Source organism: Frankia sp. KB5, assembly GCF_002099325.1.
In the GTDB taxonomy this organism is placed as follows: domain Bacteria; phylum Actinomycetota; class Actinomycetes; order Frankiales; family Frankiaceae; genus Frankia; species Frankia casuarinae.
Map to the genome: position 1 here is coordinate 1 of NZ_MRUJ01000267.1, position 12,836 is coordinate 12,836.

The following is a 12,836-nucleotide window of genomic DNA, read 5'->3' on the forward strand; positions in this document are numbered from 1 at the left end:
CAGCCGGTTCCCGGCCACGGCGTCGACTACAGCGCCCGCGTGGACGGCCGCGGTGGCTACGTCCCAATCGGGGAAAACTCTAGCTGGAAGCGTTTTTWGATCCTCCCACCAACCCGTGTTGCGCCATCGATCGGAAAGCGAGCGCAGACCCTCGCCGGTCCGGCGGGAGATGTCGTTGACGACGTCCCGGACGCGGGGTAGGTCAGGAGAGCCGGGGATGAGGTCCGCTGGTTGGCCGGTCGCATGCTCGAAGCCAACCAGCAGCCAGTCATCGACCTGGCATGCGAACCGTGGACTCGGCGTGATTCCTGCGGCGAGGTGTCCGAACGTGTGCTCGTTACGGAGCCAGCGTGCTCGCCGGCCGCCGCCGTGGACGCCTTTGACGACCAGCCGCTGCTCACCCGCATCCACGACCGCGGCGAGGTCGCAGCCGTCCCCGACGTCCACCGAGTCGGCGGACGTGACGGGTCCGGTCTGCGCCTCAACCGCGTCGCGGACCTGCGTCGGCAGATCATTCCACTTCATGGGAAGTTCGACTCCGCTACTTGGGGACCCGGCTGCCCTTATTTTCGTCGCCGTCCTTGCCGCTTGCCGAGCAGTTGCCCTCGTCGGAGCATGTGGAGCACTTCGCCCACAGTTCGTGGTCGACGGCGTACCCGGCCTGTTGCATCAGGGTGATCGTACGAGCGTGCCTGGCTGCGCTGATGCTGCGGTCGGGTGGCGCGTCGTCGGGCACGTGGTGGATGAAGTGGCCGGCGACCTGCCGGCAGAACAGCTTGTACTCCTTGGTGTGCAGCAGAAAGGTGTGCCAGCCCAGGTCGATGGTGTGGCTGGGCACATGCGGCGTGTCCGGGTCCTCGCCGCACGCGGCGAGGAAGGCCAGAGCCCGGAGGCACCGACCACCATCGGCGCGCGTACCCGTTCGTGTCGCCGTTACCGGGGCATGACCCTTGAGACCCTTGCCGGCCTGACTGGCCTGTCCAAAGTATCGCAGTCGAGCGGGGCGACGGCGGGAAGGCACCCGAGATCATGCGTGGTGTGGATACGTCGGTGCTCGGTTCCGGACGTCGCCGCGCACAGTTCCTCACCGATTTCGGCCGAGGACTTGCCCAGTCGCGCGGCAAGGACAAACAAGCCCTCGCGGTACTCCGCGAAGCGGAACGGCTCGCGCCAGAGCTGGTCCGGACTCACCCGCTCGTGCGGGAGACTGTTGCCGTCATGCTCCAGCGTGCCAGAGCGAACGTCGGAGGACGTGATCTACGCGGACTGGCCTACCGAATGGGCATCGCTTGACATAGCCACGGGCCGGCGGGATGGAGGGGAGTGGTGGACCGTTGGCCACGTGGGAGCACGGGTTGTCGGATTCGTGTCCTGTTTTCGTGTATTCGGGATTTGTKGTCCGGCTGGGCCGGGTCTGATGGGTTCAGGTCGGCGGGGCGGCGTTTCCGAGTTTTCCATCATGCCACATTTCCCCTGGGCCTCACTAGTACCGCCGCTGGGCGTATCCCGCCGGTCAGCAGCCCGCTCTCGAACGACACAGCGCCTGCCCGGTCTGGGTCAGTCCGTGGCGCTGCTGGGCGTATTCCCCCCGCCTGGTGTGATTACCATACGTTGATGGTACCTTCGACATGTTAATGCTCCCGGAAGGTGTGGTTCTGCTCGGGGTCGAGGACCTCCAGCAGCGCCGCCGTCGGGTCCCCCCGGTAGTCGGCGCCCAGCTTGTCGAGCTCGTCGAGCAGCACCACCGGATTCATTGAACCCGTCTCGCGGATCGCCCGGACGATGCGGCCGGGCAGCGCGCCGACGTAGGTCCGCCGGTGACCGCGGATCTTCGCCTCGTCCCRCACGCCGCCGAGGGCGACCCGGACGAACGACCGGCCCATGGCCCGGACGATCGACTCGCCGAGTGATGTCTTGCCGACGCCGGGCGGACCGGCGAGTGCCAGCACGGCACCGCCGCGCCGGGAGCGCCGCGGGATCCGCCGGCACGGGCGGCTTCGACGGCGGCTCGGATCTCACCATCGGACATGTCGAGAGACACGACCATGCCCGGTAGCACGACGGCGTCGTCAATGGGCAGGACGGGCAGCACCCGGATCTGTGGCATGTGGTCCACCCTGACGTGAGGAAGTTGAGTCACCTACACTGAAGTCCTTTCAGCTTGCCGTTGTTCCCAGGGTTTATCGCTGAGGGTGAACGATTCCCGCTCGTGCCCTGATGATCAAAAAATTCGCGGGAAGGATCGAGGGTGGCCCGTGGTTGCGCGGGTTGGTAGTTGCATCTACAAGTAGAGGCGCCGGGATGAGCTGCTCGAACTGCTCGAACTGCGACCTGAGCCCGCCAGGAGGACGACATGCCTGCCGTCACCGCCGATACCGTCCGTCTGCCGCGGCTGGCTGAGCCCGTGCTCGGCGAGGTCGACCGTCCGGTGCGGAGGATGACCACCGCGCCCACCGGGTTGGAGGGCGAGGGCTTCCCGGTGCGTCGGGCCTTCGCCGGAGCACGGCTCGCCGAGCTGGATCCGTTCATCCACATGGACGAGATGGGCGCCGTCGACTACGGGCCGGGCGAGCCCAAGGGAACCCCGTGGCATCCCCACCGCGGATTCGAGACCGTCACCTACATGATCGACGGAACCTTCCAGCACCAGGACTCGCACGGCGGCGGCGGACTGATCGCAGACGGCGCCACCCAGTGGATGACCGCCGGCGCGGGCATCCTCCACATCGAGACGCCGCCGGAGGAGCTCGTCGTCAGCGGCGGCCTGTTCCACGGTGTCCAGCTCTGGGTGAACCTCCCGGCGAAGGACAAGTTCTCCCCGCCGCGGTACCAGAACCTCGAGGGTGGCCAGGTCTGCCTGGTGYCCTCACCGGACGGCGGTGCCCTGCTGCGGGTCATCGCCGGTGACACCGGGGGCCACCGGGGCCCGGGTGCCACGCATACCCCGATCTCCGTCGTCCACGCGACGCTGACCCCCGGCGCGGCGGTGYACGTGCCGTGGAACCCCGAGTTCAACGCCCTTGCCTACGTCCTCGGTGGCCGGGGGACGGTGGGCCCGGACGCCACGGCGATCCGGGCCGGTCAGCTCGCGGTCTTCGGAACGGGGGATCTGCTCGGTGTCACCGCGGACGACCGGCAGGACGCGTCCTCGCCGAACCTCGAGGTCCTGCTGCTGGGCGGTCGGCCGATCCGGGAACACGTCGAGGTGTACGGCCCGTTCGTCATGAACACCCGGGCCGAACTGCGCCAGGCCGTCGAGGACTATCAGGCCGGCCGGCTCGGGGTCATTCCGGCGAACGCACTTATGCCGCATCGCGCCTGAACCCGACGGCATTCCGGGGTTCGGGGCGGCCGCCCGGCCCGTGCTGTCGGTGGTCCCCGAACCGGACGCCAGGCGGTCAGCCGGTGGGTTCGACCCGGCCGTCCTCGGGCCGGCCCGTCGCCCACCTCTCCTCAATGCGGCCGTACTTCCAGACCAGCAGAGCGGCGGCCCAGGTGGCGACGAACAGGCCGACGACGAAGTAGCCGACGACGTTGAGATCCAGACCCGCGATCCAGCCCCAGAACTCGCCGGTGAGATGTGCCTTCTCGGCGAGGATGCCGAGCAGTTCGACGCTGCCGATGAGGAACGCGATCGCGACGGACAGCCCGGTAATGGTGATGTTGTAGTAGAGCTTGCGGACCGGTTGGGAGAAGGCCCAGGCATAGGCGAAGTTCATGAACGAGCCGTCGATGGTGTCGAGCAGGCTCATGCCGGCGGCGAACAGGATCGGCAGGACGAGGACGGTGTACCAGGGCAGGCCGGCTCCGGCGGCGCCGGCGGCGAGGAGGAGCAGGGCGACCTCGGTGGCGGTGTCGAAGCCGAGACCGAACAGCACGCCGAGCGGGTACATCTGCCAGGGTCGGGTGACCGCCCTGGTGAAGCGGCCGAGGACGCGGTTCATCAGCCCGCGGGAGTTCAGCTGCTCTTCCAGGCCGGCCTCGTCGTACCCGCCGCGGCGCATGTCCCGGAAGACCCTGATGATGCTGAGGAGAATGCCGAGGTTGATCGCGGCGATGGCGTAGAGAAAGCCGCCGGAGACGGCGGTGCCGATCCAGGCGGTGATGTCGTRCAGGGTCGAGCCGTCGGCTTCGATCTGCCCGGCCAGGGAGCGGACGCCCACGCTGAACAGCARCATCAGGGCGAACACAATCGTGGAGTGGCCGAGGGAGAAGAAGAAGCCGACGGAAAGTGGGCGCTGACCGTCGGTCATGAGTTTGCGGGTGGTGTTGTCGATCGCGGYGATGTGGTCGGCGTCGAAGGCGTGGCGCAGGCCGAGGATGTAGGCGGTGACTCCGAGACCGACCCCGAAGACCTGGCCGTCGGCGCCGAAGCGGTAGTGGTGCGGCGCGATGATTGCCGTGAGCGTCACCCAGCCGATCACGTGTAGCCCGACGATGACCGCGGCCATGCCGCCGACACGCGCCCACTCCCGGCGGTCGAGCGCCCCGCGGACCCGGGCRGGAAGACCCCCCCTCGGCATGGTGCCGGCCTGCGCGACCATGGCAGGGCTCCCCTCGCGGTGCACCCGCCGACGTGGACGGGGAAGTTTTTGTGCGGCGGGCAGAGGAACGATAACCAGATCATGGATGCTTCTGCAACTAAGTTGCAGAAGCATCCATGATGCGGAGCTTTGCCGCCGCCGCGAGCCGCGGCCCCGGTCGCTGGGCATCTCCGGTCGCTGGGCATCTCCGGTCGCTGGGCATCTCCGCTCGCCCGACCTTCAGTGGCCCGGAGGCTCCTCCCCCGGGCCCGTCCGGGGAGACGGCGGGCCCGGCTGCCCCGCCTCGCGCCGTCGTTGCAGCTGGGCGACGAGCTGGTCGCTCGCCAGCAGCAGCACCGTGAGCCAGGAGATCGTCGCCACCTTCCCGAACGCGGCGACCCAGTCTCCGTCCGTCGGCAGCGCATGCCGGGCCTGCACCTGCAGCACGTACAGGGCGCTGACGCCCAGGCAGACCACCGGGCCGACGCGGGTCAGCAGCCGGCCGCGGGGCACGAGCAGCGCCACGGCCGTCGCCAAGGCGACGATGACCCCCGCTACCGGGGAGACCAGCACCGCCGAGAGCAGACCCATCCCCAACACGGCGAGCACGGTGGTGCGCGGGCCGACACGCCCCGCCCGGACGGACCACGGCTCGGCTGTCGGCAGATCCGGCTCCGGTGCCCGGGACGACCGGGACGACCGGGACGCCCGCGTGGCCACGGTCGCGCGGGCTCGGCGGGTGTAGAAGATCACCAGTGCTAGGGAGAGCAGCACCGTCACCGCGGACAGCGCCAGGGCGAACCACACGATCCGTTGTGGGGTCCAGGTCAGCGTGACGGTGAACCCGGCGGCCGTCGGGGTGATCCGCCAGCCGTTCGCGTAGCCGTCCACCARCCTGGGGGTGCCCAGGTCGGCGCCGCCCACGGTCGCCTTCCAACCCGGGGAGAGGCTCTCCGCGAGCACCAGCCAGAACGGGGTACCGGGCCGCGCCCCCGTCACGTCGACGGTGAAGGATGTGTCGCCGGCCGATCGGACCGTCACCCGTGGCGTGGCGGCCGACGTCGTTCCGGTGGTGCCCGTCGTTCCGGTGGTGCCCGTCGTTCCGGTGGTGCCCGTCGTTCCGGTGGCGGCCGACGTCGTTCCCGTGGTGCCCGTCGCGGCCGGTGGGGTCCCGGCGGGGGAGACGGCGGAGGCGGCGCCGGTCGCGTTCAGCCACGGGCCGCCGCCGACGTCCGAGGCCAGCAGCAGGCGATCGAGATCGATGCCGGCGAGGGCCCCGTCGGCGGTCCGGATCACGTGCTCCCCCGGGCCGAGGGTGACCGGCTGGCCGCAGGTGGCGACGGTCAACCCGAGCCGGTTGACCGCGTCGGCGGTGCCCCCGGTGACCTGCACCCCCACCGGCTGACCGTCGATGCTCAGCAGGTCGGTCCGGCAGGGCGCGGGGATCTGGGCCGGCAACAGCCCCGTCGCGGTGCTCCCTGCCGTGCCTGCCGTGGGCTGACCGGTGCCCGCCGTGGGCTGACCGGTGCCCGCGGCAGGCACGGTCGCGAGGCCGGGTATCCCGATCTCGGCGAGGCCCACCGGCATCGCCAGCGGCGAGCGACTGATGGGGTCGATGCTGGTGACGGTCCGGGCATCGTCGATGACGAACTTCCACGTGCTGCCGGTGACGGCCGGGAAGGTGAGGGTCACCTCGCGGGTGCCCCCGCGCGCCGAGGTGTCGGTGACCRCAGGCACGGTCACCGCGCCGACCCGCTGGCCGTCGACCTCGATCCCGATGCGGGTCGGGATCGAGTGCCGACCGTCGGCGACGATCGACATCGTCATCGACGAGACCGTCAACGGGGTCGGCGAGGCGACCTGGATCCAGCTGCCTCGCGGGTTGCCGATGCCCGGGCTCCACGCGGTGGCCGGGTTTCCGTCGAAGGCGCTCGACGCCCGCGCGGCGAGCGATCCCGGCAGCCGGCCGGAGGAGGTCACCACCGGGAGGGTGGCCGGGCGGCCCAGCACCTGGTCGACGCGATCGTCGGGGGAGTAGGCGGAGACGCGGGCGGTGCCGGTGAGCGCGAACGTCCGGGCCGTGGGCAGGGAGAACGACCGGCTGATGACCGACTCGGTGTCCTGCTTGAACGGTTCCGACGGGTTGGCCCGGTCCCGGGACACCTCCAGTGCCAGCCGGTGGCCGAGGGAGGCGGCACCGGCGGCGTCGAGGCTGTCACTCGGCATCCGCAGCACCTCCTCGGCCGTCAGCGGTGCCCCGTTCGCTCCGGGGATGGCGACCTCGGCGAACCCGACCGCGGAGACGTTGTCGTAGCTGCGCTGCCGGCCGGTGTTCGTCGCGTCGATGTGGATGCGTAACGTTCGGAAGGCCCGGGTGGGGAAGCGCACGACCTGCCCGGCGGCGGTGCGGGAGGCGTCGGTGAGCGCGACGGTCACCGGGGAGCCGCCGTCGAAGGTCAGCGTCGCCCGGGTGATCCACCGGTTGCGCGGCCCGGTCAGCGGCTGGACGAGGCGGATCTGGTTCGTCGTCGTCGGCTCGGCCAGCGTGGTCTGCCAGGCCTCCCCGGTCGGGTCGGTGAAGGCGCCGACCCGCCACGCGGTGCCCGGGTCGCCGTCGATCGCGCGGACCGGTCGGTCGGACGCCCCGTAGGAGAAGCTGTTCCCGTAGCTGGTGGCGGTCACCTCGGCGATCTTCGCCGGGGATCCCGGGGCGTGCAGGGTGGCTGTGGTCTCGCTGGTGACGTTCTGATCGGGGAACAGCGGCAGCCGGTTGTCGTTCGGGTCCTTCGCCAGCGGCCTGACTCCGGGTTGCTCGACGTAGCCGAAGTTCTCCCGGATGCCCGTCCACCGTTCGGCGCGCCGCCGGTTGGTGTCGGTGACGAGCAGGTCCGCACCGTCGTCGAGGGCTTGGCGCATCGCGGTGGGATCGGTGGCGAGTTCCGGGGCGTAGAGGATCGCCCGCCCGTCGGCGATTGGCTCGGCGAGCAGGCCGGAGGCCRCCGCGTCCACCAGCGCCTCCCCGTTGCCGCTGACGAGCAGGGGCCGCGCGGTGGTGGCGGTGCGCACGATCGGCTGCGCGCCGCTGACCGGGAAGACGGCCAGCGCCGGCGGATCGGGCACCGACGGGTCGGTGCCGAGGGTGACCTCGTCGGTGAACGGGATGCCGGGATCCTCGGCAACCGGCGGTCCGAAGGTCTGTGGTACACCCAGCCCGTCCGGTCTGTTCGAGGTGAACAGGTTCCAGGTGGCCCGGGGGCGCGGGGTCCGGTACCGCTCGTAGGCGAGGTTGCTGCGCAGCACCACGTCGCCTACGCCCATCAACCGGGCGAGGTCCGGCAGGGCGGAGGTCTCGAACACCCCCTCCTGCAGCCGGCGGTCCAGCGAGCGGACCAGGTCGACGCTGCCCGCCTCGCCGTAGGGGATGAGTTCCCGCATGACCAGCGGACGGTCCATCAGCCCCTCGGTGACCGGGTCGAGGGTGCTTCCCCAGCGGTAGTGGGAGAAGTCGGCACCGGGAAGCTCCAGCACCCGGGTGCCGTTGTTCCTGGTGTCCAGGGCGCGCGCGAGTTCGGTCTCGTAGGCGGGGACGTGCTCGGGGCGTTCGAGTAACGGCTCGACGAACTCGCCGCGGAACAGCGGTGACATGTCGAGGGCCAGCAACAGCAGGACCACCCCGGTGGCGAGCGGCGGAACCAGCCGTCGGCGCCGGCCCGACCGGACCGGCCGCCCACCGGGGGCAGCCGTAGCGGTCGGACCGGCCGCCGCGTACCGCTCCCAGAGAGCTGCGAGCCCGCCCGCGAGCAGCACCGACATGCCCAGTGCCACCATGGGGACCGCCCGGGGCAGCGAACGCAGCGCGAGACCGGCCGTCGATCCCTCGGCGAAGTCCTTGAACAGCCGTCCCCAGGGAGAGGGATCGTCGTACGGGTAGACGCCGACGGCGATCGTGGTGCCCAGCAGGATCAGCGCGACGAAGTAGCCGCGCTGGCCCCAGCGGATGGCCGAGGCGCCGATCAGGGCGAGGATGGGTATGGTGAAGCTGACCGCGATCAGCCAGATGCTCTGGGTGTAGTGGGTGGCCGGCCCGATCCACGGACCGAGCGCGTCCTGTCCATAGAAGAACCAGTTGCCCAGGCCCCGCAGCACCTCGGAGGCCTGCGAGCTGCTGGCGACCGTCTCGATCGTCTCGGTGAAGGCGAGGACGTTGAGGCCATAACCGGCCTGGGTGTAGAGCCCCGCGATCCACCACGCCGACGTGACGAGGACGACCAGCACCGCACGGGTGCACATACTCACGGCGGCGCCGAGTCGGACCTCGCGGGTACCCCAGACGGCGAACGGTATCCACAGCAGTGGGGCGAACAGGATGAAGATCAGGCTGGAGGCGTTGATGCTGCCGATCGTCGTGACCACGAGGGCGAAGGCGGCGGGGAAGCGCCATCCGGCGGGACGCCAGCCGGCCCGGCCGGGCTCCGCCTCGCGCAACCCGCGCACGGTGATGCCGATCAGCCAGCCCAGTCCGGCGTAGGGCAGCAGGATCGCCGAGATCCGCGCCTCGTATTCCAGGATGTAGGGCGAGAGCATGTAGCCGAACGCGGCGACGAACGCGAAGCGGTCGGGCCAGCGCAACGAGCGGAGCAAGAACAGCACGCCGGTGCCGGCGCCGAACAGGATGGAGCCCGTCCACAGCCGCTGCGCGACCCAGTCGGGCAGGCCGACGAGATCCAGCAGCCAGTAGAAGGCGCCCTGCGGAAACAGATAGCCGATGTTCTGATGGGTGACGGTGCCCATGCCGATGCCGGGGTCCCACATGGAGACCGCTCGGCGCAGCATCCGGCTCGGATCGAGGTAGAGGTATGCCTTGGTGTCGGCGCCGATCTTTCCCGGTGCCGTCGCCAGCAGCGGCAGATACGCCACGGCGGCCAGCACCAGGGTCGGCCAAGAGGGCGGTCGCCGCCGGCGGATCGCCGCCGAGGCCGGACCGGACTCGGGGCGACCGGACTCGGGGCGACCGGAAGCGGGGCGATCGGACGAGGCCGGACCGGAGGGCGACGTGGTCACGGTCACCGGATCACCGCAGTCACCGGTGCGGCCCAACCAGGTCCGCGGCCCGGGCCGCGCTKGAGCGGCGGCCTTGATGCCGGGCCGCCTCCCGGACTAGCGCCGCGAACGTCGAGCGAGCCGTCTGCGCCCAGGTGAAGGTCGCCGCATGCGCCAGCGCCCCGGCGGACAGGCGGGCGCGCAGATCGTGATCGGTCAGCACGCCGGCCAGTGTCTTGCCCAGGTCGGCCGGATCCTCCACCAACACGCCGGTCTCGCCGTCGACGACCGCGTCGGTGTGTCCGGCGATCTTCGTCGCGACCGACGGCGTGCCGCAGGCGGCGGCCTCGGTGATCGTCATGCCCCAGCCTTCACGGGCCGAGGCCGAGRCCAGCACCCAGGCGCGCCGATACAGCGTCAGCAGGGCGTCGTCGTCGACCCGCCCGACGAGGCGCAGCCAGCCGCCGGCTCCGGCAGCGGAGATCCGCTTCTCCAGCTCCACCCGCTCGTAGCCCTCGCCGACGATGACCGCCTCCATCGTCGGATGTTCGTCGTGGGCGTGGACGAGCCCGTCGATGAGGACGTCGAACCGTTTCACCGGCACCAGACGCCCGACAGCGAGGACGAGGGGATGCGGCGAGCGCTCGCCGGCGGGGGAGAAGGACGGGTCGATACCCGGCGGCACGACCGAGATGTTGCGCGGCGGCAGGCCGAGCAGGTCGATGATCTCGTGCCGGGACGACGGGGACAGCGTCAGGATGCGCGTACGCCGGTACAGCGGTGGTGCGATCTTGAATTCGACGGTCTCGCCGATCCTGGCCAGCTTCGGGGACAGCACCATCCGCCACATCTCGGCATGCACGTGGTGCAGGAACACCACCCGGGGGCAGCGGGCCCAGACCGGAGAGAAGAACGGCATCCCGTTCCAGATCTCGACCAGGCCGTCCCAGGGCCCGCCGCGGCCCAGCGCGCCGGACACCGCCGTGCGCGGGAAGACCGAGTACCGGCCCGCCTTGCGGACCACCGTGTAGCCGTTGCGGTGGACGGATTCCGGATGGCCGGACGCCACGGCCGTGCGCAGGCTCACGTCGATGCCGGCCTGCGCCCACAGCTCCGCGACCTTGTCGGCGTGCAGCTCCGACCCGCCCGACTCGGGGTCGTCGAGGTCACGCCAGGCCAGCATGTGCACGCGGCGCAGCCCCGAAGTCTCGACCAGCTCGGCGAGGGAGGGCCGGTGCGGCGCGGCCTCGATCCCGGGCGCTCCCACCTGCGCGGCCAAGAGGCCCGGCGGGACCGGGACGGCCGGTGGCACGACGAGGCCCGCGGGGGTCGGCGGGATCGTCGCGCCGGGGCCGCGCCGATTGCTCGCGGCGCTCATGCCCGAGCCGTCCGACGGGCGGCGGCGAGCACCGACAGGCCGGTGACGATGGCCAGCACGGCCTGGCAGGCGAGGTCGGCGCGGGCGGTGCTCGTCGGTGATCCGTCCGCCCACAGCATGAGGGGGACGGTCGCGGCGGCGGCCAGCCCCAKGGCCAGCAGTACGCCTCGCTCGCCGAGAGCGAGCAGGTAGTGGGTGAACAGCACGGTAGCTCCGAGACAGGTCATCGCTGCGGCCAAGGGGAGAAGCGCGCCGGAGGCATCGGTGAAGCGAGGGCCGAAGGCCAGGGAGAGAAGTGTGTCGGGTGCGAGGAGAGCGGCGGAGAGCAGCCCCAGCGCGGGGACGAGGAGTATCGCTAGCGTTGCTCCGAGTTGATGGAGGGCGTGCTGTCCGAGATGTCGTCGATCGGCGGCCTCCGGCAGCAGGAAGCCGGCCAGCACGACCGCCGCCAGTACGAGCACCTTGCTGGCCACCGAGACGGCCGCGTAAGAGCCCGACCGGTCGGGGGCGAGCCGGCCCTGCATGAGGACGTCGATGTTCTGCAGGAGGCCGAGCATCGCCAGCGCGACGAGAGCGGTGCCGACCTCGACGGCCAGCCGGGCCGTGGGCGCCGCGGGCGAGCCCGGCTCGGGCGACATTCCCACGACCGCGTCCGGGTGGCGGCGCAGCGTGGACCGCGTGTGGGCGAGGGCGGCCAGCACACCGAGCAGGACGGCGATCGCCGCGCCGGTCTCGTCCAGACCGGCGAGCACCAACCCGATCGTGAACACCGTCTTCACCGCGGCGTCGACGAGCAGGTTGGCGGCCAGCGCCGGATAGAGCCGGCCGCACTGCAGCAACCCCCGGTCGACGCAGAGCAGACACCAGGCGGCACCGGCGGTCACGATCTCGGCGACGCCGCCGGGACCGGGCAGCGACAGTTCGTGGGCCACGAAGCCCCGAGCGGCCACCGCGAGCATGGCGACGACCAGCACGAGCGCGACCCCGACCCGGCGGACCCGGCGGACCCACTGCGCCACCAGGTCCAACTGCCCGCTGTGCTGCCAGGTGGTGATCCGCCGGACCACCCCCACGAGCAGGGCGCTGCCCGGCATGGACACGATGAAGAAGATCGCGATCAGTTGGGCGACCGCGCCGTAGGATCGGGTACTCAGCGCGCGTGCGATGATCAGCGTGACGCCCATGTTGGCGAGGTTGGCGAGCAGGCCGGCCAGCGCCAGCGGGATGGCGCCGCGCACCGCCCCCCGCAGCCGGGTGCCCCGGGTCTGTTTCAGGCGTTTACGCAGCGTCCAGCCGTCGGCCGCGATCGCGGCCGACGCGCCGCCCGGCTGGGCGGTATTGCGCTTCATGCGGAGTCCTCCCCGACGACATACGCAGGGGTACTCCCCGCCCCGCGCAACGGAATGCCCGCGTGGGGCCGGTTCACCCGCGCCGGGGTGGTCGGCCGCCTGGTACGTCCGGGAACGGTGCTCAACGGATTGTCAGTGCCTTGTCGGCCGATTCCGTCTCGGTGGCGACGTCGGCGTCCACCATCATCGCCACCAACTCCTCGAACCCCACCCGCGGCTTCCACCCCAACACCTCCCGCGCCTTCGACGAATCCCCCACCAGCACATCCACCTCAGCCGGCCGGAAAAACCGGGGATCCTGCCGCACGAACCCCGACCAGTCCGAGATCCCCACCCGCCCGAACGCCACATCCAACAACTCCCGGATACTGTGCGTCTCCCCGGTCGCCACCACATAATCGTCCGGCGCGTCCTGCTGCAGCATCCGCCACATCGCCTCCACGTAATCCCCCGCGAAACCCCAGTCCCGCCGCGACTCCAGATTCCCCAACGACAACGAGTCCTGCAACCCCAACGAAATCCGCGCCACCGCCCGCGAGATCTTCC

General features: G+C 70.9%; 8 protein-coding genes and 2 pseudogenes. 2 read left to right on the forward strand and 8 right to left on the reverse strand.

What is annotated here, in order from left to right; translation table 11 throughout:
* Together KBI5_RS21655 and KBI5_RS21660 are read right to left on the reverse strand one after the other, a co-directional pair.
* Positions 1–525, reverse strand: a pseudogene (locus tag KBI5_RS21655) (hypothetical protein); the annotation flags it as partial.
* Positions 526–541: 16 nt separating this feature from the next.
* Positions 542–838 (reverse strand): hypothetical protein, encoded by a 297-nt coding sequence (locus tag KBI5_RS21660; protein ID WP_023842106.1) that lies wholly within the window; start codon positions 836–838, stop codon positions 542–544.
* Between the two features lie 212 nt (positions 839–1,050).
* Here KBI5_RS21660 and KBI5_RS25970 point away from each other — a divergent pair, with 212 nt between their 5' ends.
* Positions 1,051–1,293 (forward strand): hypothetical protein, encoded by a 243-nt coding sequence (locus tag KBI5_RS25970; RefSeq protein WP_166793628.1) that lies wholly within the window; start codon positions 1,051–1,053, stop codon positions 1,291–1,293.
* A gap of 341 nt (positions 1,294–1,634) precedes the next feature.
* Here the strand turns inward: KBI5_RS25970 and KBI5_RS21670 are convergent.
* Positions 1,635–1,964, reverse strand: a pseudogene (locus KBI5_RS21670) (AAA family ATPase); the annotation flags it as partial.
* 389 nt (positions 1,965–2,353) lie between these two features.
* On the opposite strand from KBI5_RS21670, the gene KBI5_RS21675 reads away from it, so the two are divergent.
* On the forward strand, positions 2,354–3,322 hold the full coding sequence (locus tag KBI5_RS21675; RefSeq protein ID WP_085016283.1) for a pirin family protein: 969 nt from the start codon (positions 2,354–2,356) through the stop codon (positions 3,320–3,322).
* Between the two features lie 76 nt (positions 3,323–3,398).
* On the opposite strand, the gene KBI5_RS21680 is transcribed toward KBI5_RS21675, so the two are convergent.
* The 5 genes from KBI5_RS21680 to KBI5_RS21700 form a co-directional block, all read right to left on the reverse strand.
* A complete protein-coding gene (locus KBI5_RS21680) occupies positions 3,399–4,544 on the reverse strand; it encodes a HoxN/HupN/NixA family nickel/cobalt transporter (protein WP_241883090.1) in 1,146 nt (381 codons plus the stop codon).
* 219 nt (positions 4,545–4,763) lie between these two features.
* Positions 4,764–9,590 carry an alpha-(1->3)-arabinofuranosyltransferase family protein gene (locus tag KBI5_RS21685; protein WP_085016287.1) on the reverse strand — a complete coding sequence of 1,609 codons (4,827 nt, stop codon included), beginning with the start codon at positions 9,588–9,590 and terminating at the stop codon, positions 4,764–4,766.
* Between the two features lie 13 nt (positions 9,591–9,603).
* A complete protein-coding gene (locus tag KBI5_RS21690) occupies positions 9,604–10,941 on the reverse strand; it encodes a glycosyltransferase family 4 protein (RefSeq protein WP_085016284.1) in 1,338 nt (445 codons plus the stop codon).
* Positions 10,938–12,290, reverse strand: coding sequence for a hypothetical protein (locus KBI5_RS21695; protein WP_085016285.1), 1,353 nt, complete (start codon positions 12,288–12,290; stop codon positions 10,938–10,940). The genes KBI5_RS21690 and KBI5_RS21695 overlap by 4 nt, the downstream gene beginning before the upstream one ends.
* Positions 12,291–12,411: 121 nt before the next feature.
* A partial coding sequence (locus tag KBI5_RS21700) for a GDP-mannose 4,6-dehydratase (RefSeq protein WP_116289991.1) occupies positions 12,412–12,836 on the reverse strand: 425 nt, incomplete at its 5' end.